24 protein-coding genes are annotated in these 24,160 nt (G+C 70.6%); 13 read left to right on the top strand and 11 right to left on the bottom strand.

From position 1 onward, the window contains the following. Positions 1-44 precede the first annotated feature (44 nt). From G6N60_RS15100 to G6N60_RS15070, 7 genes are all read right to left on the bottom strand, one after another. A complete protein-coding gene (locus G6N60_RS15100) occupies positions 45-920 on the bottom strand; it encodes a 3-methyladenine DNA glycosylase (protein ID WP_163738665.1) in 876 nt (291 codons plus the stop codon). Next, positions 913-1,962, bottom strand: a complete 1,050-nt coding sequence (locus G6N60_RS15095) for a hemolysin family protein (protein WP_163738662.1) — start codon at positions 1,960-1,962, stop codon at positions 913-915. Before G6N60_RS15095 ends, G6N60_RS15100 begins: the two co-directional genes overlap by 8 nt. Then, entirely contained in the window at positions 1,955-3,313 is a 1,359-nt protein-coding gene (locus G6N60_RS15090) for a hemolysin family protein (protein ID WP_163738659.1), read from the bottom strand. Before G6N60_RS15090 ends, G6N60_RS15095 begins: the two co-directional genes overlap by 8 nt. 207 nt (positions 3,314-3,520) lie before the next feature. Continuing rightward, on the bottom strand, positions 3,521-4,960 hold the full coding sequence (locus G6N60_RS15085) for a GuaB1 family IMP dehydrogenase-related protein (RefSeq protein ID WP_163738656.1): 1,440 nt from the start codon (positions 4,958-4,960) through the stop codon (positions 3,521-3,523). Beyond that, positions 4,957-6,420: an NADP-dependent phosphogluconate dehydrogenase gene (gndA, locus tag G6N60_RS15080; protein WP_163738653.1), complete on the bottom strand. Its 1,464-nt coding sequence runs from the start codon at positions 6,418-6,420 to the stop codon at positions 4,957-4,959. Before gndA ends, G6N60_RS15085 begins: the two co-directional genes overlap by 4 nt. Positions 6,421-6,468: 48 nt before the next feature. Continuing rightward, entirely contained in the window at positions 6,469-7,434 is a 966-nt protein-coding gene (locus G6N60_RS15075; protein WP_163738651.1) for a M56 family metallopeptidase, read from the bottom strand. A gap of 14 nt (positions 7,435-7,448) precedes the next feature. Beyond that, positions 7,449-7,865 carry a BlaI/MecI/CopY family transcriptional regulator gene (locus tag G6N60_RS15070; protein ID WP_163738649.1) on the bottom strand — a complete coding sequence of 139 codons (417 nt, stop codon included), beginning with the start codon at positions 7,863-7,865 and terminating at the stop codon, positions 7,449-7,451. 235 nt (positions 7,866-8,100) lie between these two features. Between G6N60_RS15070 and G6N60_RS15065 the strand changes: the two genes are divergently transcribed. From G6N60_RS15065 to G6N60_RS15030, 8 genes are all read left to right on the top strand, one after another. Continuing rightward, entirely contained in the window at positions 8,101-8,868 is a 768-nt protein-coding gene (locus G6N60_RS15065; protein WP_163738646.1) for an iron reductase, read from the top strand. Between the two features lie 199 nt (positions 8,869-9,067). Then, complete coding sequence (locus tag G6N60_RS15060; protein WP_276028300.1) at positions 9,068-9,466, top strand: PaaI family thioesterase; 399 nt, start codon at positions 9,068-9,070, stop codon at positions 9,464-9,466. A gap of 60 nt (positions 9,467-9,526) precedes the next feature. Next, positions 9,527-9,829 (top strand): urease subunit gamma, encoded by a 303-nt coding sequence (locus G6N60_RS15055; protein WP_163738638.1) that lies wholly within the window; start codon positions 9,527-9,529, stop codon positions 9,827-9,829. An 8-nt stretch (positions 9,830-9,837) separates the two neighbouring features. Then, positions 9,838-10,152 carry an urease subunit beta gene (locus G6N60_RS15050; RefSeq protein WP_163743991.1) on the top strand — a complete coding sequence of 105 codons (315 nt, stop codon included), beginning with the start codon at positions 9,838-9,840 and terminating at the stop codon, positions 10,150-10,152. Next, positions 10,149-11,870, top strand: coding sequence for an urease subunit alpha (locus G6N60_RS15045; protein ID WP_163738635.1), 1,722 nt, complete (start codon positions 10,149-10,151; stop codon positions 11,868-11,870). Before G6N60_RS15050 ends, G6N60_RS15045 begins: the two co-directional genes overlap by 4 nt. After that, positions 11,870-12,505: an urease accessory protein UreF gene (locus G6N60_RS15040; protein WP_163738632.1), complete on the top strand. Its 636-nt coding sequence runs from the start codon at positions 11,870-11,872 to the stop codon at positions 12,503-12,505. The genes G6N60_RS15045 and G6N60_RS15040 overlap by 1 nt, the downstream gene beginning before the upstream one ends. A gap of 28 nt (positions 12,506-12,533) precedes the next feature. Continuing rightward, a complete protein-coding gene (gene ureG, locus G6N60_RS15035) occupies positions 12,534-13,208 on the top strand; it encodes an urease accessory protein UreG (protein ID WP_163738629.1) in 675 nt (224 codons plus the stop codon). 14 nt (positions 13,209-13,222) lie between these two features. Beyond that, positions 13,223-13,849 carry an urease accessory protein UreD gene (locus G6N60_RS15030; protein ID WP_163738626.1) on the top strand — a complete coding sequence of 209 codons (627 nt, stop codon included), beginning with the start codon at positions 13,223-13,225 and terminating at the stop codon, positions 13,847-13,849. On the opposite strand, the gene G6N60_RS15025 is transcribed toward G6N60_RS15030, so the two are convergent. The 3 genes from G6N60_RS15025 to G6N60_RS15015 all read right to left on the bottom strand — a co-directional run bounded on the left by G6N60_RS15025 (position 13,846) and on the right by G6N60_RS15015 (position 17,009). Continuing rightward, positions 13,846-15,231: a type II NADH:quinone oxidoreductase Ndh gene (locus G6N60_RS15025; RefSeq protein WP_163738623.1), complete on the bottom strand. Its 1,386-nt coding sequence runs from the start codon at positions 15,229-15,231 to the stop codon at positions 13,846-13,848. The genes G6N60_RS15030 and G6N60_RS15025 overlap by 4 nt on opposite strands. 97 nt (positions 15,232-15,328) lie before the next feature. Further along, entirely contained in the window at positions 15,329-16,258 is a 930-nt protein-coding gene (locus G6N60_RS15020; RefSeq protein WP_163738620.1) for an LLM class F420-dependent oxidoreductase, read from the bottom strand. A gap of 76 nt (positions 16,259-16,334) precedes the next feature. After that, positions 16,335-17,009: an SDR family oxidoreductase gene (locus G6N60_RS15015; RefSeq protein ID WP_163738616.1), complete on the bottom strand. Its 675-nt coding sequence runs from the start codon at positions 17,007-17,009 to the stop codon at positions 16,335-16,337. A gap of 131 nt (positions 17,010-17,140) precedes the next feature. On the opposite strand from G6N60_RS15015, the gene modA reads away from it, so the two are divergent. From modA to G6N60_RS14995, 4 genes are all read left to right on the top strand, one after another. Next, positions 17,141-17,926, top strand: a complete 786-nt coding sequence (modA, locus tag G6N60_RS15010) for a molybdate ABC transporter substrate-binding protein (protein ID WP_163738613.1) — start codon at positions 17,141-17,143, stop codon at positions 17,924-17,926. After that, positions 17,923-18,726, top strand: a complete 804-nt coding sequence (locus G6N60_RS15005) for an ABC transporter permease (protein ID WP_163738610.1) — start codon at positions 17,923-17,925, stop codon at positions 18,724-18,726. Before modA ends, G6N60_RS15005 begins: the two co-directional genes overlap by 4 nt. A 3-nt stretch (positions 18,727-18,729) precedes the next feature. Continuing rightward, a complete protein-coding gene (locus G6N60_RS15000; RefSeq protein WP_163738607.1) occupies positions 18,730-19,812 on the top strand; it encodes a sulfate/molybdate ABC transporter ATP-binding protein in 1,083 nt (360 codons plus the stop codon). 174 nt (positions 19,813-19,986) lie between these two features. Further along, positions 19,987-20,910, top strand: a complete 924-nt coding sequence (locus G6N60_RS14995) for an APA family fibronectin-binding glycoprotein (RefSeq protein WP_163738605.1) — start codon at positions 19,987-19,989, stop codon at positions 20,908-20,910. 28 nt (positions 20,911-20,938) lie between these two features. Here G6N60_RS14995 and G6N60_RS14990 read toward each other — a convergent pair whose 3' ends face one another. Beyond that, on the bottom strand, positions 20,939-21,703 hold the full coding sequence (locus G6N60_RS14990) for a CPBP family intramembrane glutamic endopeptidase (RefSeq protein WP_163738603.1): 765 nt from the start codon (positions 21,701-21,703) through the stop codon (positions 20,939-20,941). 110 nt (positions 21,704-21,813) lie between these two features. Here G6N60_RS14990 and G6N60_RS14985 point away from each other — a divergent pair, with 110 nt between their 5' ends. Continuing rightward, entirely contained in the window at positions 21,814-24,159 is a 2,346-nt protein-coding gene (locus tag G6N60_RS14985; protein WP_163738601.1) for a CaiB/BaiF CoA-transferase family protein, read from the top strand. Position 24,160: the final 1 nt, after the last annotated feature.

Here is a 24,160-nt window from a genome sequence, read left to right as displayed (position 1 = left end):
CAAGCCTACCCGTGCGTAGCTCGGCGCCAATGACCGTGGGCGACTCAGCAATCGCGGTCCGATGCCTCCAGCAGCGCATCGCAGCGGTCGAGCAGGGCGACGCGCAGTGGCGTCGCCCGGTCGGCGACGACGCGCTGCCGGCGGACGTACTCGGTGCGGCCCGCGGCGTCCTCGATGCGGATGGGCCCGATGCCGTAGTCGGTCAGGTCGTACGGGCTGGCCTGCATGTCGAGGGCGCGCGCGTCCGCGGCGAGATCGAGGCAGTCCATCAGCAGCTCCGAGCCGACCAGCGGCCCGAGCTTGTAGCACCACTTGTAGAGGTCCATGTTGGCGTGCACGCATCCCGGTTGCTCGCTGGCGACCTGTCGGGACCTGCTGAGCACCTCGGCGTTGCGGGGCACCGCGGGGGCGGTGAAGAACCGATAGGCGTCGAAGTGGCTGCAGCGCAAGGGAATCGACTCGACCACCGTGTCGGTGCCCGCGCCGCCGAGACGCAGCGGCACCTGGCCGTGGCGTACGTCGCTGCTGTGGTAGACCATCGCCCACTCGTGCAGCCCGAAGCAGTTGAGGCGGGCGGGCCGAGAGGCGGTGGCGCGCAGCAGGTCTGCGACGAAGGCCACGGTGTCGATGCGCGAGCGCAGGTGGTCCCGCGTCACCGCCACCGACGCGCCGACCCGGTCGTAGCCGGGGCGGTCCAGGAAGCGGTCTGCGGCCGGGCCGTCGAGGGCCACCCCGTAGCCGGGGTGCCACCGGCGCAGCAGTCGCGGCCGCAGGCTGTAGTAGCTGAATAGGAAGTCCCACACCGGGTGCGCCTCACCGCGCTGCGCCCGGTCCCGGTGCGGGGCGAGGAAGGCGTCCACGCGCCTCAGGTAGCGGGCCTCGCGTTCGAGCCAGGTCGCCTCGTCGAGCGGCTCAGACACGGTGCGTTCCGTCACGCACCGTCCCCACCAGGTCCTCGACGAGGTCCTCCAGCGCGACCATCGCCGTCACGCGGTCCTCGGTGGTGACGAGGGCCAGGTGGCTGTTGTCGCGGCGCAACCGTGACAGCGCGTCGGGCAGCGGCAGCGTCGCGAGCACCCTGGGCAGCGGCCGCACCAGCGACGCGTCGACGACCGCGTCGGGATCGTCGACGAGCGGCAGCACGTCCTTGATGTGCACGTACCCGGTGTAGCGGCCCGCGGCGTCGACGACGGGGAAGCGGGAGTAGCCGGTCTCGGCCAGGGCCTGCTGGATGGCTGCGACGGTCGGCCCTCGGCCGGTTGCGGCGGCGGACACCGCGTGGATCTCGCCGACCGGCACCGCGACGTCGGACACCACGCGGGTGCGGATCTGCAGCGCCCGCGACAGCCGGTTGTGCTCCTCGGGGTCGAGCAGGCCCTCCGACAGCGACTCGGCGATCATCTCCGACAGCTCGATCATCGAGACCGTGTTCTCCAGTTCGTTCCTGGCCTCGACGCCGAACGCCCGCAGCGTCAGCTTGGCGCACCAGTCGTAGAACGCGATGAACGGCTTCGCGATGCGGATCCACAGCAGATACGGCGGGACGAGCAGCATCGCCGCCGACTCGGGACCGGCGATCGCGATGTTCTTCGGCACCATCTCACCGAGCAGCACGTGCAGCACGACGACGACCGTGAGCGCGACGAGGAAGGACACCGTGTGCAGCACGGTGTCGGAGACGCCGAGCAGGTCGAACGGCGTCTGCAGCAGGTGTGCCACCGCGGGTTCGCCGACGCGGCCCAGCAGAATCGAACACACCGTGATGCCGAGCTGGGCGCCCGCCAGCATCAGCGACAGGTTCTGCCCGGCCTGGATGACGGTGACGGCGCTGCGCTTGCCGCTCTCGGCAAGGGCTTCCAGCCGGTCGCGCCGCGCGGAGATGAGCGCGAACTCCGCGGCGACGAAGAAGGCGTTGGTGGCGAGCAGCAGCACGGTGAGCAGCACGCCGAGCAGGTCACTCATGCTCGGTCTCCTCGTCGGGACCGAGTCGGACCAGCGTGATCAGGTCGATGCGGCGGCCGTCCATCCGCTCGACGGTGGCGCGCCAGCGCACCGGCCGGTCGAGCGCCGTGTCGGGATCGAATTCGCTCAGCGTCACCGACTCGCCCTCCTCGGGTATGTGCCCGAGCTCCTGGAGCACCAGGCCGCCGATGGTCTCGTACTCGCCCTCGGGTGCCCGGAACGGCGTCTCGGTGTCGACCTCGTCGATGCGCAGCAGGCCCGACACCTGCCAGCCGTTGCGCATCTCGACGACGTCGGGGGTGGCGTCGTCGTGTTCGTCACGGACGTCGCCGACGATCTCCTCGATCAGGTCCTCGACGGTCACCATGCCGGCGGTCCCGCCGTACTCGTCGACGACGAGCGCGGTCTGCAGACCGTTGGCGCGGATCTGCGTCATCACGGCGTCGCCGTCGAGCGTGGACGGCACCCGCGACACCGGTTGGACGAGCGTCGCCAGCGCAGTGTGCTCGCGACGGTCCCTGGCCACCTCGAAGACCTGTTTGACGTGCACGATCCCGATGGTCTCGTCGAGGTCGCCCTCGACGATGGGGAAACGCGAGAAGCCGGTGTCCATGGCCTTGGCGACGAGGTCGGCGACGGTGTCGTGAGCTTTCAGCGCCTCGATCTTCGAGCGCGGGGTCATCAGCTCCTCGGCGGTCCGCGTGCCGAAGCGCAGCGACCGGTCGACCAGGGTGGCGGTGGCCAGGTCCAGCGAACCGGCCCTGGCCGAGGTGCGGACGAGGGACACCAGCTCCTGCGGGGACCGCGCGGAACGCAGCTCCTCGGCGGGCTCGATGCCCAGGCGCCGCAGAATCCAGTTGGCGGAGCCGTTGGTCATCTTGATCAGCGGCGTGGTGGCCGCGGAGAACAGCAGTTGCGGTCCGGCCACGACGCGGGCGGTCGCCAGCGGCTTGGCGACGGCCAGGTACTGGGCCACCAGCTCGCCGAAGACCATCGACACCGAGGTCGCGATCAGCAGCGCCAGCGCCAGCGCGATGCCGTCGGCGAAGTCGCGCGTCACCGACAGCGCCGCGAAGGCGGGGTGGAACAGCTGCGCGAGCAGCGGTTCGGCGAGGTAGCCGGTGAACAGCGTGGTGATCGAGATGCCGACCTGCGCACCCGACAGCTGAAACGACAGCGTCCGGTGGGCCCGCTGGAGGAGTTTGTCGCGCTGGGCGCCGGAGCGAGCGTTCGCATCGACGGTGCTGCGTTCCAGTGCGGTGAGCGAGAATTCGGCGGCCACGAACAGCGCCGTGCCGACGGTGAGGACGACGAAACCGAGGAGGGCGAGCAGGGTCCAGGTCAGACTCATCGCAGACCCGCATGATGGGCGCCGGGCGGACGACCCGGCTCGCTACTGGAGGGTTCGGCGTCGGACGGCTCCGATGACCGCTCGCTCCCGAGGGCCTCGGAATCGGGGGTCTCGGTGGGTGCCAGCGGCACGTGTTCCCTTTCGATCGGAGACGGGAAGTCTCAATCGTAACCGAGAGCGGCGCACCAGTAGGGTGGCCGCGGCCCGTCACCAGCCGGTGGGTAGCGGATGCCCCTCGGCGAACCCGGCCGCGGACTGCACCCCGAGTACGACCCTGTCGTGCAGTTCGGGCAGCGTCGCCGCGCCGACGTAGGTGCACGTGCTGCGGACCCCGGACGTGATGTGGTCCAGCAGGTCCTCGACGCCGCCGCGGGCGGGATCGAGTCGCATCCGCGACGTGGAGATGCCCTCTTCGAACAGCGCCTTGCGGGCCCGGTCGAAGGGGCTGTCGGCAGACGTGCGGGCGGCCACCGCGCGTTTGGACGCCATGCCGTAACTCTCCTTGTACGGCCGGTCCTCGCGGTCGGTCAGCAGGTCACCCGGGGACTCGTAGGTGCCGGCGAACCAGGAGCCGATCATCACGTTGGCCGCGCCGGCGGCAAGGGCCAGCGCGACGTCGCGGGGGTGGCGCACGCCGCCGTCGGCCCAGACGTGAGAACCGAGTTGCCGTGCGGCAGCGGCACATTCGACGACCGCGGAGAATTGCGGTCGGCCGACGCCGGTCATCATCCGCGTGGTGCACATGGCCCCGGGACCGACGCCCACCTTCACGATCGAGGCGCCCGCGCTGATCAGGTCGCGGGTGCCCTCCGCCGAGACGACGTTGCCCGCGGCCAACGGCATCCCGAGATCGAGGGACGACACCGCCTTGATCGCGTCGAGCATCTTGAGCTGGTGACCGTGGGCGGTGTCGACGACCAGAAGGTCGACCCCGGCCTCCGCCAACGCCGTCGCCTTCGCCGCGACGTCACCGTTGATGCCGACCGCGGCGGCGATGCGGAGCCTGCCCGCGTCGTCGACGGCCGGTGTGTAGATGCCCGCCCTGATGGCGCCCGTGCGCGTCAGCACACCCGCCAGTGCGCCGTCGGGTGCCGTCATCACCGCGACCCCGACGGGGGTGTGCTCGAGCAGGTCGAACACCGCCCGCGGGTCGGTGCCCACCGGGGCGGTGACGAAGTCGGTGGCGGCGACGTCGCGCACACGGGCGAAGCGGTCGACCCCCCGACAGGCGGCCTCGGTGACCAGTCCGATCGGTCGACCCCCGTCGTCGACCACGACGGCCACGCCGTGCGCCCGCTTGTTGATCAGGGCCATGGCGTCGGACACCGAGTCGTCCGGCGCCAGCGTGACGGGGGAGTCGACCACCAGGTCGCGGCTCTTCACGAAGTCGACCATGTCGCGCACCGCGGACGTCGGAAGGTCCTGGGGCAGCACGACGATCCCACCGCGGCGGGCCACCGTCTCGGCCATCCGGCGGCCGGCGACGGCGGTCATGTTGGCCACCACCACCGGGATCGTGGTGCCCGAGCCGTCGACGGTCGACAGATCGACGTCGAACCGGGACGTGACGTCGGAACGCCCCGGCACGACGAAGACGTCGTCGTAGGTCAGGTCGTAGGGCGGGGTGTGCCCGGTCAGGAACCTCACGCAGGCGACTCGCTGCGGTCACCGCTCCACTGGGTGTGGAACTTGGCGTCGTGGTCGGCGTCGATGCGGCCGTAGGTGTGCGCGCCGAAGAAGTCGCGCAGGCCCTGGGTCAGCGCTGCGGGCAACCGCTCGGTGCGCAGGGCGTCGTAGTAGGACAGCGCGGAGGCGAAGCCGGGGATGGGGATGCCGAGCTGCGTGGCGGTGACCACGACGCGGCGCCAGCTGTCGATGCCCGCCTCGACCGCATCGCGGAAGTAGGGCGCGGCGATCAGCGTGGCCAGCTGCGGGTCCTCGTCGTAGGCCTCCTTGATGCGGTTGAGGAACTTCGCGCGGATGATGCAGCCGCCGCGCCAGATGGTGGCCATGTCGCCGAGCGTGATGTCCCAGTCGTACTCGTTGCTGCCAGCCTGAATCTGGTTGAAGCCCTGGGCGTAGGCGATGATCTTCGACGCGTAGAGCGCCTTGCTGACGTCGTCGATGAACCGGGCCTCGTCGGTGGGGTGCTCGCCCAGCTCACCGGAGGCCAGCCCCGTCGTGGCCTTGCGCTGGGCCACCGAACCCGACAGCGCGCGGGCGAACACCGCCTCGGCGATGCCGGTGACGGGGACGCCGAGATCCAGCGCGGATTTGACCGTCCAGCGGCCGGTGCCCTTCTGCTCGGCCTCGTCGAGGATCACGTCGACCAGCGGCTTGCCGGTCTTCTTATCGATCTGCTTGAGCACCTCGGCGGTGATCTCGATCAGGTAGCTGTCCAGATCGCCCTCGTTCCATTCGGCGAAGATGTCGGCGATCTCGGGGGCGGACTTGCCGAGCCCGTCGCGCAGCAGCTGGTAGGCCTCGCCGATCAGCTGCATGTCGGAGTACTCGATGCCGTTGTGCACCATCTTGACGAAGTGCCCGGAGCCGTCGGGACCGATGTGGGTGCAGCAGGGCACGCCGTCGACGTGCGCGGAGATCTCCTCCAGCAGGGGGCCGAGGGATTCATAGGACTCCGCGGGGCCGCCGGGCATGATCGACGGGCCGTTGAGCGCACCCTCCTCGCCGCCGGAGATGCCCGCGCCGACGTAGTGCAGACCGCGCTCGCGGATCGCCTTCTCGCGGCGGATGGTGTCGGTGTAGAGCGAGTTGCCGCCGTCGATGATGATGTCGCCCTCCTCCATCGCGTCGGCGAGCTCCTCGATCACGGCGTCGGTCGGGTCGCCCGCCTTGACCATGATGATGACGCGACGCGGCTTCTCAAGGGCGGCAAGGAATTCCGGAATGGTCTCGCTGCGCACGAACGAGCCCTCGGAGCCGTGGGCCTCCAGCAGGGCGTCGGTCTTGGCGGTCGTGCGGTTGTGCAGCGCCACGGTGTACCCGTGGTGGGCGAAGTTGCGTGCGAGGTTGGAGCCCATCACGGCGAGGCCGGTGACCCCGATCTGCGCCGTTCCGTTGGTTGAGGGGGTTTCCGACGAGCTCACGGGCAGCCTTTCGTGGTGGGTGTCGCGCGGGAGTTCCAAGCGATGAATCTACGCGGTGATCAGTCGGTGCAGCTCGGTGAGCCAGGGCACCGCGAGCGCGACGGTCGGCACGACGAGCACCGCGGCGGCGGTGACGTAGGCCGCGGCCGCGAGCGCAACGCTGTTCGGCTTGCCCGCGAGTCGGCGCACCCGCGTCACGGTGTGCGGTCCGCCTGCGGCGAGCGCGCCGCGGGGAGCCCGGCTCGCCGCGCAGGCGACCAGCGCCCTGGCCAGCGGCGTCGGGCCCGCGGTGCGCACCGCGGCGTCGTCGGCGAGCAGTTCGATGAGCAGGCGCACCGCGTCGAGCGCGTTGGCGCTGCGGACGAAGCGGGGGAATGCGGCGTGCACCGCGGTGAACATTTCCAGCACCAGGTCGTGGCGGGCTCGTAGGTGCGCGTGCTCGTGGCTGAGGATCGCGGCCACCTCGGTGTCCGTCAGCGCGGACAGGGTGCCTTCGCTGACGACGACCCGGCTGCGCACGCCGGGCAGGCAGTATGCGAGCGGCTGCGCGACGTCGAGGATGCGCAGTCCGCTGGAACGCCGCGGCGACGGGTCCTCCCGCACGCGCGGAGCATGGGCGGGCATCGAGCGCCCGAGCAGGTCGACGAGCATCCGGTGGTGGGCCCGCCGCCTGCGGGTGGCGATCGCGACCTGCACGACGGCCACGATCAGTCGCGCGCCGATGAGCAGGGTCAGCGCGAAGACCACGACGTAGAGCAGCCACAGCGGCCAGCCCAGCACCTCGATCTCACTGGTGACCGTGGCCGTCGGGCGACCGTCCGGCCCCGGCACGAAGAGCCTGCTGGCGATGGCGATGCCCGCGCTGAACGCCGAGAGCACGGCGGCTAGGGCGACGGCCTGCCACAGGACGACCGCGGCCCGGGGTGCCCGCTGGGTCCACGTCGCGCGCGCGAGCAGCGCAGGCACTGGCCCGATCAGGAGCAGCGCGACGACGGAGAAGGCCAGCGCGGACACACCGTCAGTGTCCCTCAGGCGGTGCCCGGATTGCTAGCGGATACGCGAGAACCGTCCTTGGCCTCCAGTTCGGCCAGCGCCCGCCGCAGCGCGGCCGCCTCGTCGGCGCCGACGCGCTCGACGAAGTGGACCAGCGCGGCCTCGCGGCTGCCGAAGTCCGAGGCCTGGTCGAGGGCGTCGACCATCAGGCCGGCGACCAGTTCGTCCCTGCCGTGGGTGGGGGCGTAGCGGTGGGCCCGGTCGTCGCGGTGCTGCACGACGAGGTTCTTCTTCGCCAGGCGCTGCAGGACCGTCATGATCGTGGTGTAGGCGAGATCACGCCGCGTCGCGAGTGCTTCGTGCACCTGGCGGACGGTCTGCGGTTCGCGCGATGACCACAGGTGGTCCATCACTTCGCGTTCCAGCTCCCCGAGCCGCGTTTGCTTGGCCATGTTTCGTTCACTCTCCTGAGCAGTGGGATCAGGGTACTACGCGCGTACTACCGTGCGTCGTATCTCAGTTGGACGTGGTCCCGCGTCAACCGTTCCAGGTGTAACCCGACGGTCCCCGGCCTACTTCCTGCCCCGTCAGACCGCCGATTCCCACCTCGTCGTGAGTCCGGTCACACGCAGGTGACCCCTGGTCCGGTACGCCTATAGTAAGGCTAACCTAACTCAGGAGGTGTTGGTGACCGTCTCCGTCGACGACCCGCTGATCGCCAAGATGTCGATCCGCCGCACCCTGCCGGTGCACGAGTCCTGCCGCCGGCTGCGCGAGCTGTATCCGGAGTGCCCGCGCGTCTACGGCGTGGCGGTCATGGGCGACCTGTCGCGACGGCGGTGGTGGCCCCTGGCCGACCTGCTGACCACCGACCGGCTCGATGCGATGTTCGACGCCGCGGTCGCCGAGTCGGACAACCGCGTCGCGATCGCACCGCAGCTGGCCGCCACGCTGGCGCACGTCGTCGTGGGCCGCGTCATTCCCCTGCTCGTCCTGGAGGGGCGCGCCTGGGACACCGGCGTCGAGAACCTCTGGGTGCACGTGGACTCCGAGGGCGCGATCGACTGGGTGGGCGTCGTGGACCCGACGCTGCGGGCGCTGCCCGACGACGGCTACTTCGCCGACGGGGGACCGGATGCGGCCAGGGACCGCATCGTCGCGCTGCCGAACGAGGCCGCGCTGACGACGTGGGTCGCCCACCGCAGTCACCGCGCGCTCGACCCGCTCTTCGCGAGGTTGGCCGCGGTCAGCCGGGGCACGATGTCGGTCGCCTCGATGTGGCACGTCGTCGGCGCCGCGGTCGTGAGCGCCGCGACCCAGGTGCCGCTGCTCGCCGGTGCGAGCGAGGTGACGAGCATGCGCCGCGGGCAGGCCGTCCTCGACGCGCTGATGGGCTTCGGGGCGCCCGTGCGGGGGCGGAGTCGGCCGGGCGCGACGAAGGGCTTGCTTAATTAGGGCAGCCTTGCCTATATTCATGGCACGCCTTCGGGCGTGACGACCACCGGACCGCCGCGGAATCCTGAGGGCTGCAGAGATCCCCGGTCCATTCGAGGATGGGCCCCGTACACCCGTGTACGGGGCCCGTCCGCCTTTGGCAGGGGTGTCGCCGGGCGCGCCCGGCGCGGCGTGTAGACACTTCGATGTGACGACTTGGATGCCGGGTGGCGTGGGCGGCGGATTCGACGACGAGATCGGTCTGACCTACCTCGAGGTGACCCCCGATGGCGCACGGGCCGAACTGCTCATCGGGCCCAGACACCTGCAGCCGCACGGCATCGTGCACGGCGGGGTCTACTGCTCGGTGGTCGAGAGCGTCGCCAGCGTGTCGGCGGCGACCTGGCTGCAGGCCAACGGCGGCGGCAACAAGGTCGTCGGGGTCAACAACAACACCGACTTCCTGCGCGCCATCACCGCGGGCATGGTGACCGCGGTGGCGACGCCGATCCATCGCGGCAGGCGCCAGCAGCTGTGGCTGATCACCATCACCGACACCAACGATCGCACCGTGGCCCGGGGCCAGGTGCGCCTGCAGAACCTGCCGAACGAGGGCTGAGCGCAGGCGCATTCGCACGAACACTGCTGACTGCCGCCGGCCGTGGCAGGATCACGAACCATGCGTCTCTCACCGCACGAGCAGGATCGGCTGCTCATCTCCTACGCGGCCGAGCTCGCCCGTCGCAGGCAGGCGCGTGGCCTGAGGCTGAATCATCCCGAGGCCGTCGCGATCATCACCGACCACCTTCTCGAAGGCGCCCGCGACGGCCGCACCGTCGCCGAGCTGATGAACAGCGGGCGCGAGGTCCTCGGTCGCGGCGACGTCATGGAGGGCGTGCCCGAGATGCTCGACGACGTGCAGGTCGAGGCCACGTTCCCGGACGGCACCAAGCTCGTCACCGTCCACCACCCGATCCCGTGAGCTCGCCGATGATTCCCGGAGAGATCGTCTACGGCGACGGTGACATCGCGATCAACGAGGGCGCGCAGCGGCTCACCCTCGACGTCGTCAACACCGGAGACCGACCCGTGCAGGTCGGCAGCCACGTGCACCTGCCGCAGGCCAACGCCGCGCTGGAGTTCGACCGCGCCGCCGCTCGTGGCCACCGCTTCGACATCCCCGCCGGCACCGCGGTGCGCTTCGAACCCGGTGTCGCGCAACGGGTTTCGCTGGTTCCGCTGCGCGGCACGCGCGAGGTGTACGGATTGTCGCTGAACCCGCCAGGAAGGCTGGACGCCGAGTGACCGAGCTGTCCCGCAGTCGCTATGCCGCGCTGTTCGGTCCGACCACGGGCGACCGGATCCGACTGGCCGACACCGACCTGTTCATCGAGATCACCGAAGACCGCAGCGGCGGACCGGGATTGGCCGGTGACGAAGCCGTCTTCGGCGGCGGCAAGGTGCTGCGCGAGTCGATGGGTCAGTCGCGGGCCACCCGCGCCGACGGCGCCCCCGACACCGTCATCACCGGCGTGGTGATCGTCGACCACTGGGGAATCATCAAGGCCGACGTCGGGATTCGTGACGGCCGGATCACGGCCATCGGCAAGGCGGGCAACCCGGACATCATGTCCGGCGTGCACCCCGATCTGGTCGTGGGGCCCTCGACCGAGGTCATCGCGGGCAACGGCCGCATCCTGACCGCGGGCGCCATCGACTGCCACGTCCACCTCATCTGTCCGCAGATCATGGAGGAGGCCCTCGGCGGCGGCATCACGACGATCGTCGCCGGCGGCACCGGCCCCGCGGAGGGCAGCAAGGCCACCACGGTGACGCCGGGCGCCTGGCACCTCGCGCGCATGCTCGAGGCGGTCGACCACTGGCCGCTCAACGTCCTGCTGCTCGGCAAGGGCAATACGGTCAGCGCCGACGCGATGTGGGAGCAATTGCGCGCCGGCGCAGGCGGATTCAAGCTGCACGAGGACTGGGGGACCACGCCCGCGGCCATCGATGCCTGCCTCACCGTCGCCGACGCGGCGGGTGTCCAGGTCAACCTGCACTCCGACACGCTCAACGAGGCCGGTTTCGTCGAGGACACCCTGGCCGCGATCAACGGTCGGGCGATCCACGCGTACCACACCGAGGGTGCGGGCGGTGGCCATGCGCCGGACATCATCACCGTGGTGTCGCATCCCAACGTGCTGCCCAGTTCGACGAACCCGACGCGCCCGCACACCGTCAACACCCTCGACGAGCACCTCGACATGCTCATGGTGTGCCACCACCTGAACCCCAGTGTTCCCGAGGATCTCGCATTCGCCGAGAGCCGGATCCGGCCGTCGACGATCGCCGCGGAGGACCTGCTGCACGACATCGGTGCGATCTCGATGATCGGCAGTGACGCCCAGGCGATGGGCCGCATCGGCGAGGTGGTGCTGCGCACCTGGCAGACCGCGCACGTGATGAAGAAGCGCCGCGGCGCCCTCGACGGTGACGGCGCGGCCGACAACAACCGGGTCCGCCGCTACGTCGCCAAGTACACGATCTGCCCGGCCGTCGCGCACGGCCTCGACCGCGAGATCGGTTCGGTCGAGGTGGGCAAGCTCGCGGACCTGGTGCTGTGGGAGCCCGCCTTCTTCGGCGTCCGGCCGCACGCCGTCATCAAGGGCGGCATGATCGCGTGGGCGGCGATGGGCGACGCCAACGCCTCGATCCCCACGCCGCAGCCGGTGCTGCCGCGGCCGATGTTCGGTGCGGCCCCTGCCGCCGCGGCGGCCACGTCGGTGCACTTCGTCGCACCGCAGGCCATCGAGGACGGTCTGGCCGAACGGCTCGACGTCCGGCGACGGCTCGTCGCCGTGGGGGACGTCCGCCACGTCGGCAAGGCCCAGATGCCGCTGAACGACGCGCTCCCCAGCATCCAGGTCGACCCCGATACGTTCACGGTGACCATCGACGGCGAGGTCTGGGCCGAGCAACCGGCCGCCGAACTGCCCATGGCGCAGCGCTACTTCCTGTTCTGATGTCCGGTCTCGCCACGCTCCTGGTGCTCTCCGACTCGCGGTTGCCGACCGGGGGACACGTGCACTCCGGCGGGGTCGAGGAAGCCGTGACCAGCGGGTTGGTCGTCGACCTGGTGACGCTGCGCGCGTTCCTGCGGCGGCGGATCAGGACCACCGGACTGGTCACCGCGTCGGTGGCCGCGGCCCTGCACGCGGAGGTGCTCGACGTCGAGGCGGCCGACCTCGAAGTCGATGCCCGCACACCGTCACCCGCGGCGCGGCGCGCCTCCCGAGCCCAGGGCCGCGGACTGGTCCGGCTGGCCCGCAAGGTGTGGCCCGAGCGGGAGTGGGACGCGGTGGGCCCGACGCCGCATCTCGCGGTGGCGGCCGGCGTGGTCGGCGCGGCCAGCGCCCTGCTGCCCGAGCAGACGGCCACCTCGGTGGTGTACACGACCATGACGGGGTCGGCGACGGCCGCCCAGCGTCTGCTCGCGCTCGACCCGGGGGACGTCGCGGCGTTGACGTTCGAACTGTCCACGCTGTGCGACCTGACCGCCGCCGAGGCCGCCAAGGAACTCGCCGATCTCTCCGATCCTCTGCTCGACGTGCTGGCCGAGCGCCACGTCGCGCGCGACCGACCGCTCTTCGCCTCCTGAACCGCGTCATCGTCCCGAAAGGCCCGACATGCCACCACATCTGCTCGACGGCGAGCCGCACACCCACGTCGACCGACCGCGCCGCGTGCGCCAACCAGGGGAGCCGCTGCGCATCGGCATCGGCGGGCCGGTGGGCTCCGGCAAGACCGCGTTGGTGGCCGCGCTGTGCCGTCAGTTGCGCGACGAACTGTCGCTGGCGGTCCTCACCAACGACATCTACACCACCGAGGACGCCGACTTCCTGCGCCGCAACGCGGTGCTGTCCGACGAGCGCATCACCGCGGTGCAGACCGGTGGCTGCCCGCACACCGCGATTCGCGACGACATCACCGCCAACCTCGACGCCATCGACGACCTCATCGCGGGCAACCCGCGGCTGGATCTGATCCTGGTCGAGTCCGGCGGGGACAACCTCACCGCCACGTTCTCGTCGGGCCTGATCGACGTCCAGATCTTCGTCATCGACGTGGCCGGTGGCGACAAGGTGCCCCGCAAGGGCGGGCCCGGGGTCACGTTCTCGGATCTGCTGGTGATCAACAAGACCGACCTCGCGCCGATGGTGGGTGCCGATCTCGACGTCATGCGTCGCGACGCCGCCAAGGTCCGCGGCGAGCGCCCCTTCGTCCTGATCTCCCTGACCCAGGATCCCGCGGCGACCCTGGTGTTGGACTGGGTGCACCAGCAGCTCGCGGTGGCAGTGTAAACGGTTCCGCCGCAATGCTTTCCGATGTCCTGATCGTCGCGTCGCCGCATCGCAGACCTCGCATCGAGTGCGCGGGCGGGGTCGCCGGCCGACAGACCGACGCCGACACCGTGCATCTCGTCTCGGCCGCGGCGACCCCGCTGGGTGGCGACACCATCCGGGTGCGCGTGATCGTCGAATGCGGCGCCACGCTGCGCATCCGCAGTGCGGCCGCGACCATGGTGCTGCCGGGGATCGCCACGTCGGAGTCGCGCTCGCACTGGGACCTTGAGGTCCACGGACGGCTCGACCTCGACCCGCAGCCCACCATCGTCGCGGGCGCGGCGCGGCATGCGACGTCGACCCGGATCACGGTGTCCGACGAGGGCAGCCTGCGTCTGCGCGAACGCGTGCAGATCGGCAGATCTCAAGAGCGCCAGGGCTTTTGGACCGGCTCACTGCACGCCGACGTGGCGGGCAAGCCGCTGCTGCGCCATCGCATCGAACTCGGCGCCGGTTCGGTCACCGACGACGAGGTCGGCGCACCCCTGGCCTGCGTGAGCGAACTGCGCTACCCGCACGCCGACTTCGAGGCGGCAGGCACCCGACTCGCACTGGCCGCCGGCGGGTGCCTGGCGACCTGGCAGGGCCAGCGGCTCTAGCTGGCCGCCTTCTCGGTCTCTCGCACCGAGGCCGCGAGATCCTCCAGCTGCTCGATCCTGGTGCGCGCGTACGCCTGCTGTTCGGTGATGGTGAGCTGCCCGCGGTCGCGACCGAGGAACGTCACCGCCCACGACATCAGCGTCGCGATCTTCGTCTTGAAGCCGACGAGGTAGATCAGGTGCAGACCCAGCCAGGCCAGCCAGGCGATGAACCCGCCGAACTCCAGCTTTCCGACCTGGGCCACCGCGTTGTACTTGGACACCGTGGCCATCGAGCCCTTGTCGAAGTACTTGAACGGCTCGCGCGGCTTGGGAACGTTGCCGTGCGCCCGCGCGGCCACCTCGTTCTGAATGATCTTGGTGACGTACCTGGCGCCCTGGATGGCGCCCTGCGCCATGCCGGGCACCCCCTCGACGTAGGCCATGTCGCCGATGACGAAGACGTCGGGGTGGCCGGGGATCGACAGATCCGGGTTGACCTTCACCCGTCCCGCCCGGTCGATCTCGACGTCGGACTGCTCGGCGAGGTCCCGTCCGAGCGGACTCGCCGACACGCCGGCCGACCACACCTTGCAGGCGGCCTCGATGCGTCGGACGGTGCCGTCCTGGTCCTTGACGGTGATGCCGTTGCGATCCACGTCGGTGACCATCGCGTTCAGCTGGACCTCGACGCCCATCTTCTCCAGCCGCGCCTGCGCCTTGAGCCCCAGCTTCTTGCCCATCGGGGGCAGCACGGCGGGAGCGGCGTCGAGCAGGATCACGTGCGCCTCGGTCGGGTCGATCTGCCGAAAGCTGCCCTTGAGCGTCTGATCGGCCAATTCCTGGATCTGGCCGGCCATCTCGACACCGGTCGGTCCGGCGCCGACGACCACGAAGGTCAGCAGCTTGGAGCGCCGCACCGGGTCGCTGGACCGCTCCGCCTGCTCGAAGGCGCCGAGGATGCGACCACGCAGCTCCAGCGCGTCGTCGATGGTCTTCATGCCCGGGGCGAACTCGGCGAAGTGGTCGTTGCCGAAGTACGACTGCCCGGCGCCCGCGGCGATGATGAGGCTGTCGTACGGGGTCTTGTAGTCGTGGCCGAGCAGCTTCGAGGTGACGGTCTTGCCCGCGAGGTCGACGTGGGTGACGTCACCGAGCAGCACCTGCGCGTTCTCCTGCTTGCGCAGGATCAGCCGGGTGGGCGGGGCGATCTCGCCCTCGGAGATGATCCCGGTGGCCACCTGGTACAGCAGTGGCTGGAACAGGTGGTGCGTCGTGCGGGCGATCAGCTTGACGTCGACGTCGGTCCTCTTGAGGTTCTTGGCGGAGTTCAGTCCGCCGAAACCAGAACCGATGATGACGACCCTATGCCGATCCGATGCCGTAGCTCCGGGATGGCTCATTGCTGCTCCTCGCGTGCGAAAACCTACTCGGTACGATCCCTAGGCTAGTCGGAGGGCTTCCGCACGGCGCGGTGACGTCACCTACGCGGGCAAGTGTTCACCCGGCCAGGTACGGCTTCAGCTTCTCGGCTACCGCAGTGGCATTACCCGGTTGGTAGCCGTTCAAGCTCGTCACCGGGCTGATGATGATTCCGTCGACCCCCGCGTCGAACACCTTGGTCTTGATCTGCTCGGCGATCGACTCCGCACTGCCGAACAGTGCCTGCTGCCGGAAGTCCTCCGGGATGTCGTCGGCGGTCACCTTCTCGTCGATGATGACGATGGCCAGCATGCTGGTCTCCAGCGTGGCCGGATCGCGGCCGACGTCCTCGCAGCGATCCTTGATGACCTGGATCTTGCGGGGCAGTTCGTCGAACCCGGCGATGATGTTGAGATGGTCGAAGTGCTTGACCGCCAACGGAATCGTCTTCTTCTCGCCGCTGCCGCCGATCATCAGCGGGAGGTGGGGGCGGAAGCGGGGCTCCGCCATGGCCTCCTGGGTGCGGTAGTACTTTCCGGTGAAGGTCGGGCGGTCCCCCTTCAGCATCGGCAGGATGATCTGCAGTGCCTCGTCGAGCCGGTTGAACCGGTCGGTGAACGTGCCGAAGTCGAAGCCGAGCGAGTCGTGCTCGAGTTCGAACCAGCCCGTGCCGATGCCGAGGATGGCGCGACCCTGGCTGATGACGTCCAGGGTGGTGATCGCCTTGGCCAGCAGCGTGGGGTTGCGGTAGGTATTGCCGGTGACGAGAGTCCCGAGCTGGACCTTCTCGGTCGACGCGGCGAGCGCGCCCAGCGTGGTGTACGCCTCGAGCATCGGCTGATCGGGGGTGCCGAGACCGGGCAGTTGGTAGAAGTGGTCCATCACGAAGACCGAGTCGAAGCCGGCGGCCTCGGCCTCCTGGGCCTGCGCGATGACGGTGGGGAAGAGTTCCTCGACCCCGGTGCCGTAGGAGAAGTTGGGGATCTGTAGTCCGAGTCGAATCGTCATGGATCAGACCCTAGGCACGCCTAAACGGAACCGGCACCCCGTTTCGCTGTCCGCGAAGCGGGAATATCTGGCGGCCCTAGGCGAACGTCGCGAGCGCGCCGTGGCTGACGTGCAGGGTCTGCCCGGTGATGTGCCGCGCTGCGGGCGTGGTGAGGAACAGCGCCAGCCGGGTGATCTCGGCGGCCACCGACGGTGACGTCCGCGGGATGCCGTCGTACCCCGGCTCGGCGCCGCGGCCCGAGGCCACCGCGTTCATCGTGATGCCCCGGATGCCGAAGTGAGTCGCTTGTCCCGCAGTCCAATTCGACAGCGCCGCCTTGATCGCGGCCTCGGGGCTGCCCTCGGTGGCGTTGTCCGCGACGACGTTGACGATCGAGCCACCCGACCGGAGGTGGTCCCCGAGGATCTGCACGGTCAGCACGGCCGACAGCACCGTCGCGTCCATCGCCGCGCGCCACGCCGCGGCGCGTTCGGTCAGGGTGTGGGTGCGCGGATCGCCCTTGTCGCCGAGGTGGGCGGGCACGTTGACGATGGTGTCGAGGTGATGGGGGAACTGCGCGCGGGCCTGCTCGAGGCTCGCGGCGTCGGTGTTGTCGAAGACGAGGGACTCGACGTCGAGCTCCTTGGCGGCGACCTCGAGATCGTCGCGGCGCGCACCGGCGATCACGACCTGGTGTCCGGCGTCGCGGAAACCCTGGGCGATGGTGCGTCCGAGTTCGGTGTCACCACCGGTGAGCAGCACATCAGTCATCACGACCTCCTCGTGTTCGACGCTGAACCCAGCGAGTCGCCACCTACGTTACTGGACAGTAGCTAGCCGTGGTAACGCGCCACGCGGACTCTTCGGGACACTGTCGCAGGCCTGTCATAGGGTTTCTGACCGTGACGAGAATCCGCGGCCTGGCCTGCGCTGTGTCGGTAATCCTCCTGGCCGCTCTGACCGCGTGCGGGTCGACGTCGTCGAGCGGATCGAGCTCGACCACCGCGCCCGCCGGTGGCTCGCTCACCGTCTACGCGGCGGCCTCGCTGAAGAAGTCGTTCACCGACCTGGGTCAGCAGTTCTCCAAGGACAACCCCGGTTGGAAGGTCGACTTCACCTTCGCGGGCTCCTTGGACCTGGTGACCCAGCTGACGCAGGGCGCGAAGGCCGACGTGTTCGCCTCCGCGGACACCAAGAACATGCACAAGGCCGGCGCGGCGGGGCTGCTGTCGGGCGCCCCGGTGAACTTCGCCTCCAACACGCTGGTCATCGTCACCCCGCCGGGCAACCCGAAGAAGATCGCGTCGTTCGCCGACCTCGCCACACCGGGCCTGGACGTCGTCGTCTGCGCGCCGCAGGTCCCGTGCGGGTCGGCGACCAAGACCGTCGAGCAGGCGACGAAGGTCACGCTCAACCCGGTCAGCGAGGAGTCGCAGGTGACCGACGTGCTGACCAAGGTCACCACCGGTCAGGCCGACGCCGGACTCGTCTACGTCACCGACGCCCTCGGCGCGGCGGGCAAGGTCACCGAGGTCGACTTCCCGGAGTCCGCCGCGGCGGTCAACACCTATCCGATCGCGGTACTCAAGACCACGACCAACGCGGACGAGGCGAAGAAGTTCATCGATCTGGTGACCGGGCCGGCGGGGCAGCAGACGCTGTCGCAGGCGGGCTTCGCCAAGCCTTGACGCGCACGGGCGGCCTGCCGCGCTGGACCCTGGTGCCGGCCGCGGTCGGCGCGCTCTTCGTGGTCTTCCCGCTGGTGGCCATGGCGGTCAAGGTCGAGTGGTCGCAGTTCTGGTCGCTGGTCACCAGCGCGTCGTCGGTCACGGCGTTGCGGCTGAGCCTGCAGACCGCGCTGGCCAGCACGGCGCTGTGCGTCGTGCTGGGGGTGCCGATGGCAATGGTGTTGGCGCGCAGCAGTTCTCGCGTGGTCCGGTGGTTGCGACCGTTGATCCTGCTGCCGCTGGTGCTGCCGCCGGTCGTCGGCGGCATCGCCCTGCTGTACGCGTTCGGACGGCTCGGCCTGCTCGGCAGATACCTCGACGCGGCGGGAATTCAGATCGCGTTCTCCACGACCGCCGTGGTGCTCGCCCAGACGTTCGTGTCGCTGCCCTTCCTCGTCATCGCGCTCGAGGGTGCCGCTCGGACGGTGGGATCGGACTACGAGGTCGTCGCCGCCACCCTGGGCGCGCGACCGAGCGCGGTGTGGTGGCGGGTGACGCTGCCGCTGCTGGCCCCCGGGTTGGCGTCGGGCGCGGTGCTCGCGTTCGCGCGGGCGCTCGGGGAGTTCGGTGCGACGCTGACGTTCGCCGGATCGCGCGAGGGGGTGACCAGGACCCTGCCGCTGGAGATCTATCTGCAGCGCGAGGTCGACGCGGACGCCGCCGTGGCGCTGTCGGTGCTGCTCGTCGGCGTCGCCGCCGTCGTCGTCGTGGGGCTGGGCAGCCGCAGGATCCGGGCGGGTGGGGCCAGTGGCTGGCAGTAGCCGGTGAGCGGTCTCGACCTGCGGGCGGTCGTCGCGCACCGCGACGTGGACGTCGAGTTCAGCGTCGCCGCGGGCGAGGTGCTCGCGGTGCTCGGTCCCAACGGCGCCGGAAAGTCGACCGTGCTGCAGGTCATCGCGGGGCTGGTGCGGCCCGACGGCGGAGCGGTCCGCGTCGGGGATCGCGTGCTCACCGACACCGCCACCGGTGTCGCCGTCGACACCCACGACCGCCGCGTCGGGCTCCTCATGCAGGACGGCCTGCTGTTCCCGCATCTGTCGGCGATCGCCAACGTCGCGTTCGGCGCGCGCAACGGGCGGCGCGCGACGCGCAGGGACGCCCGCGCCGCGGCCACCCACTGGCTCGGCGAGGTCGAGGCCGCCGACCTGGCCGACCGCGCACCGCGCCAACTCTCAGGCGGGCAGGCCCGACGCGTCGCGCTGGCCCGCGCGCTCGCCGCCGAGCCGGACGTGCTGTTGCTCGACGAACCGCTGACCGGGCTGGACGTCGGGGTGGCTAGCGCCATGCGGCGCGTGCTGCGACGCGTCCTGGCGCGCGACGGCCGGTGCTCGGTGCTCGTCACGCACGATCTGCTGGACGTCGTCACGCTCGCCGACCACGTGGTGGTGCTCGAGGCGGGTCGCGTCGTCGAGTCCGGTCGCACGGCCGCGGTGCTGGCGGCCCCGCGCAGTCACTTCGGGGCACGATTCGCCGGGGTGAACCTCGTCAGCGGCCGGGCCGGACCGAACGCGACGTTGGTCACCGATTCGCGGCAGATCTGGCACGGCCGCGAGGCCGCCGACGTCACGCCGGGCGATCCCGTGGTCGCGACGTTCCATCCCTCGGCGGTGGCGGTGTACCGCGACCCGCCGCACGGCAGCCCGCGCAACACCGTCGAGGTGGTCGTCGCCGAGCTCGACGGCCGGGGGCCGGCCATCCGGGTGCGCGCCGAGGACCGCCCCGACGGGTCACCGGGCCTGTCGGCCGACATCACCGCGGAGTCGGCCGCGGAGCTGCGGCTCGGACCCGGCGAGCGCGTCTACTTCGCGGTCAAGGCGCAGGAGGTGACGATTCACGCGGTGCGGTAACGGTCTGAGCGAGCGACACGATCAACCGGGTAGCAGGGTTGCACGGTAGGTGCCGCCAGCAATGGTACGCCCATGTCTCTGTCAGCTGCGTCGTCGTACCAGCAAATATCTAAACTTGCACTCTCGCAGCAATTCACACTTGCGTCACGGCTGTAACACGGTAGTTTCTTCCCCATGCAGCACCCTCCACGAGGCATGCGCCTCCCGAAGGCACTGGCCGCGGCCGCCGTCGCCGGTCTCACCGCCGTGTCGGTGTCCCTCGGCAGCCCGGTCGCCTCCGCCGATCCCGTCCCGCCGGCCCCGGCTCCCGCGCCGACGCCCGCGCCCGCAGACGTCCCCGCTGCCGCCCCGGCGCCCGCGCCCGTCGCGGCCGATCCCGCTGCACCCGCACCACCACCGGCCGATCCGAATGCGCCGCCGCCCGACCCTGCGGCGCCACCTCCGCCGCCCCCGGAGCCGGGCCGCGTCAACAATGCCGCCGGCGGTTTCAGCTACGTCGTCCCGGCGGGCTGGAAGGTCTCCGACAACACCCAGCTGTCCTACGGCCAGGCGCTGCTGACCAAGATCCCCGACCCGGGTGCGCAGCCGCCGTCGGACACCAGCGTGCTGCTGGGCCGCCTCGATCTGAAGCTGTTCGCGGGCTCGGAGAGTGACAACGGCAAGGCCGCGATCCGCCTGGCCTCCGACATGGGCGAGTTCTTCATGCCGTTCGCCGGGACGCGTCAGGACCAGGCCGCCGGGCCGCTCGACGCGGCGGGCATGCCGGGGTCCTACTCGTCCTACGACGTGAAGTTCACCGACGCCACCAAGCCCGACGGCCAGATCTGGGCGGGCGTCGTGGGGCAGGCCGACCCCGACACCGTCCGGCAGCGCAACCCGCAGCGGTGGTTCGTCGTGTGGCTCGGGTCGGCCGGTCACCCGGTGGACAAGGCCGCCGCTACCGCACTGGCGCAGTCGATCCGCCCGTACACGCCGCCGCCACCGCCGCCTGCGCCCGAACCCGACCCGAACGCGCCGCCCCCACCGCCGGGCCGCGCGGGCATCGGCGTTCCGGTGCCGGTGACGGACGCGCCCCCCGGGATGACGCCGGGCGGCTGAGCCGGGCCGTCCCCGCCGGGGGAATGACCTAGGTCGACAGGTGCCAGACCAGCGCGGCGGCGAGTGCGCCGAGGCCGTTCAGCGACCAGTGCAGGGCGATCGGCGCGAGCAGGCTGCCGCTGCGCCTGCGTAGCCACGTGAAGACGAAGCCGGCCGCGCCCGTGGCGATGACCGCCATCACGACGCCGGCGATCATGCCGACGGCACCCGCCCCGAACAGGTCGGTGAATCCGACGTTGCTGCTCGTCAATCCGAACGACGTGGCGATGTGCCACAGGCCGAACAGCAGCGATCCCGCCGCCGCGACGCCGCGGAATCCCCAGGCGCGGTCCAGCGCCCCGTGCAGGACCCCGCGGAACGCCAACTCCTCGGGAATGACGGTCTGCAGCGGAATGATGATCAACGACGCGAGGAGTGCGCCCGACATCGTGGCGTAGTGGTCGTTGAGGAACATCGGCCGCGTCCACGGCAGCAGCGCGCCGACGGCGATGACGGTGGCGACGAGTGCCACCGCGCCGCCCGCGTAGCAGGCGCCGGAACGCCAATGCTCCCGCCCGAGACCGAGTTCGGCCCAACCCAGTCCGCGCGAACGAACCAGCACCACCAGGGCGACGGCAGCCACGGGCACCACGACGACGTTCGCCCACGGCGTGGTGAAGTGGGCGAGGAGGTTGGTCAACGCCAGCACCACGACGACGATGCCGACGTCGGCATAGGTGCGGAAGTGGTGCAGCGCCGATAGCTGGCCGACCAGCGGATGGGTCGGCGCGTCGGTAGCGGAGAGATCGGACATGACCCGGTCGACTATACGTTCGGCCGACGTAGCCGCAGCTCATCGGCGGTGATGCCGAGCTGCCCGCCCCGCCACTCGTCGACGCAAGGCGTTGACCGATACTGGTCGGCATGCTTGACAGGTGTCAGCTCTTGGCGTCGATGCGGGTGCTGGATGCCGGAGGCCCCGCGTCGGACGGGGTGAGCAGGCTCCTCGCCGACCTCGGCGCCGACGTCCTGAAGGTCGAGCCACCCGGCGGTGCCCCGCACCGAACGGCCCGACCCGCCGTCGGGAACGCCTCGGTCGCGTTCGCCCTCGACAACGCCAACAAGCGCAGCATCCTGCTGGACCCCGCCTCTGCCGAGGATCGCGACCGGTTCGTGGCCCTTGCCGGCGAGGCCGACGTCGTGGTGTCGAGCGGGCCGCTCGGTTCCGACGCGTACGGCAGGTCGGCGCGCGGCCTCGCCGACGCGTTCGGTCACCTCGTCGTGGTCGAGGTGACCGACTTCGGCACGGCGGGTCCGCGGGCCGGGTGGCAGGCCACCGATGCGGTGCTCTATGCCATGTCGACGGCGCTGTCGCGCTCGGGTCCCACCGCGGGCCGACCCGTCCTGCCGCCCTACGGCATCGCGTCCGCGACGGCCGCGGTGCAGGCGGCCTGGGTGGCACTCGTCGCCCACTACCACCGATTGCGTTGCGGCAGAGGCGATTACATCGACTTCTCCCGGTTCGAGGCGGTGGTCCAAGCCCTGGACCCGCCGTTCGGATCGGAGGGACAGGCGGCCGTCGGGCAGAAGCCCTCCCACCAGCTGTGGCGCGGCCGCCCCCGCAACCAACAGATCTATCCGACGTTCGCGTGCCGCGACGGCTACGTGCGCATCTGCGTGCTGTCGGCGCGCCAGTGGCGCGGCATGCGGGCCTGGCTGGGCGAACCCGAGCACCTCGCCGACCCCGCGCTGGACACGATCGCCGGCCGATACGGCGCCTCCGAGACGATCAACGCCGCGATCGCCGACCTGTTCGCCGTGCAGACCATGGACGACCTCGTCGCGCAGGGCCAGCGCAGGGGCGTCCCGATCGCGGCCGTGCTGACCCCGGCCGAGGCGCTGGACTCCGATCACTTCCGCGCCGTGGGGGCGCTGACCGAGACGCCCATCGCGCCGGACGTGCCGCTGGCCGTCCCCGCGGGACCGTTCGTGATCGACGGCGTCCGCGCGGGTCTCACCGCCCCGATCGGGTCCCACGACCGCGAGGCCGACTGGTCGGCGCCGCGCGACGTGCGCCCGGCCGACGCCGCACCCGGCGAGCGGCCCTTCGACGGGCTGCGCATCCTCGACCTCGGCGTGATCGTCGCGGGGGGTGAACTCGGTCGGCTGTTCGCCGACCTGGGTGCCGAGGTCGTCAAGGTGGAGAGCGCGGCCCATCCCGACGGGCTGCGGCAGACCCCGCCGGGTCAGCCGATGAGTCGGTCGTGGGCGCTGACCCACCGCAACGAGGTCAGCCTCGGGCTCGATCTGCGCAGCCGCGACGGCGCCGACCTCTTCCGTCGACTGGTGTCGGTCTCCGATGCGGTCTTCGCCAACTTCAAGCCGGGAACCCTTGCCGCCCTTGGCTTCTCCCACGCCGAGCTCCTGAAGTCGAACCCGCGCATCATCCTTGCGGAGAGCAGCGCGTTCGGTGCGACCGGACCGTGGAGCGACCGGATGGGCTACGGGCCGCTGGTGCGTGCCACGACCGGCATCAGCCACCTCTGGACGGCCGAGGACGCCGACGACGGCTTCTTCGACGCGACCACGATCTTCCCCGACCACGTCGTCGCCAGGATCACCGCGATCGCCACCCTCGCGGCGCTGATCGGCGGAGCGAGTCGAGAGGCCGGCGCCCACGTGCACGTCTCGCAGGCCGAGGCGGCCGTCAATCAACTCGCCACGTCCTTCGCCGTCGCCGGGGGACGAGCGGCCGGCGTCGACGTCGTCGCCGACGACGCCGTCCATGCGGTCTGTCCGTGTGCGGGCGACGACGAGTGGTGCGTGATCTCGGTGCGGTCCGAGGACGACCGCGCCGCACTGGCCAAGGTGCTCGACGGTGCCGACCTGCCCACTGCGCGAACCGAATTCGTTCAGGCGGTGTCCGCGTGGACCGCGACGCGGGCCAAGGACGACGTCGTCGCGACGATGCAGGAGGCCGGGCTGCCCGCCGGGCCGATGAACCGTGCGGTGGACGTGCTCGCCGATCCGCAGCTCGTCTTCCGGGGCCTGTACACCGAGATGGCGCACCCCCTGTTTCCGGCGCCGATCACGACCGAGACCCACCCGGCCCCGTTCCGGCACGTCGCCGATGCACCGCTGCGCCCCGCGCCGATGCCGGGTGAGCAGACGCGCGCGATCGCCACGAACGTCCTGGGTCTGCCCGACGACGAGATCGATCGCCTGATCGACGAGGGCGTGCTGTTCGCCTGGGACGGCACGACACGATGAC

Origin of the sequence: Mycolicibacterium madagascariense, assembly GCF_010729665.1 — a bacterium.
GTDB lineage: Bacteria > Actinomycetota > Actinomycetes > Mycobacteriales > Mycobacteriaceae > Mycobacterium > Mycobacterium madagascariense.
This window is presented reverse-complemented; position numbering and strand designations above follow the sequence as displayed.

Bases quoted from the DNA above. Each gene is read 5' to 3' on its own strand.
- G6N60_RS15095 (WP_163738662.1), bottom strand. From the start codon at position 1,962: ATGAGTGACCTGCTCGGCGTGCTGCTCACCGTGCTGCTGCTCGCCACC.
- G6N60_RS15090 (WP_163738659.1), bottom strand. From the start codon at position 3,313: ATGAGTCTGACCTGGACCCTGCTCGCCCTCCTCGGTTTCGTCGTCCTC.
- G6N60_RS15070 (WP_163738649.1), bottom strand. From the start codon at position 7,865: ATGGCCAAGCAAACGCGGCTCGGGGAGCTGGAACGCGAAGTGATGGAC.
- G6N60_RS15060 (WP_276028300.1), top strand. From the start codon at position 9,068: ATGCCGGGTGGCGTGGGCGGCGGATTCGACGACGAGATCGGTCTGACC.
- G6N60_RS15055 (WP_163738638.1), top strand. From the start codon at position 9,527: ATGCGTCTCTCACCGCACGAGCAGGATCGGCTGCTCATCTCCTACGCG.
- G6N60_RS15050 (WP_163743991.1), top strand. From the start codon at position 9,838: ATGATTCCCGGAGAGATCGTCTACGGCGACGGTGACATCGCGATCAAC.
- G6N60_RS15040 (WP_163738632.1), top strand. From the start codon at position 11,870: ATGTCCGGTCTCGCCACGCTCCTGGTGCTCTCCGACTCGCGGTTGCCG.
- ureG (WP_163738629.1), top strand. From the start codon at position 12,534: ATGCCACCACATCTGCTCGACGGCGAGCCGCACACCCACGTCGACCGA.
- G6N60_RS15030 (WP_163738626.1), top strand. From the start codon at position 13,223: ATGCTTTCCGATGTCCTGATCGTCGCGTCGCCGCATCGCAGACCTCGC.
- G6N60_RS15025 (WP_163738623.1), bottom strand. From the start codon at position 15,231: ATGAGCCATCCCGGAGCTACGGCATCGGATCGGCATAGGGTCGTCATC.
- G6N60_RS15020 (WP_163738620.1), bottom strand. From the start codon at position 16,258: ATGACGATTCGACTCGGACTACAGATCCCCAACTTCTCCTACGGCACC.
- G6N60_RS15015 (WP_163738616.1), bottom strand. From the start codon at position 17,009: ATGACTGATGTGCTGCTCACCGGTGGTGACACCGAACTCGGACGCACC.
- G6N60_RS14995 (WP_163738605.1), top strand. From the start codon at position 19,987: ATGCAGCACCCTCCACGAGGCATGCGCCTCCCGAAGGCACTGGCCGCG.
- G6N60_RS14990 (WP_163738603.1), bottom strand. From the start codon at position 21,703: ATGTCCGATCTCTCCGCTACCGACGCGCCGACCCATCCGCTGGTCGGC.
- G6N60_RS14985 (WP_163738601.1), top strand. From the start codon at position 21,814: ATGCTTGACAGGTGTCAGCTCTTGGCGTCGATGCGGGTGCTGGATGCC.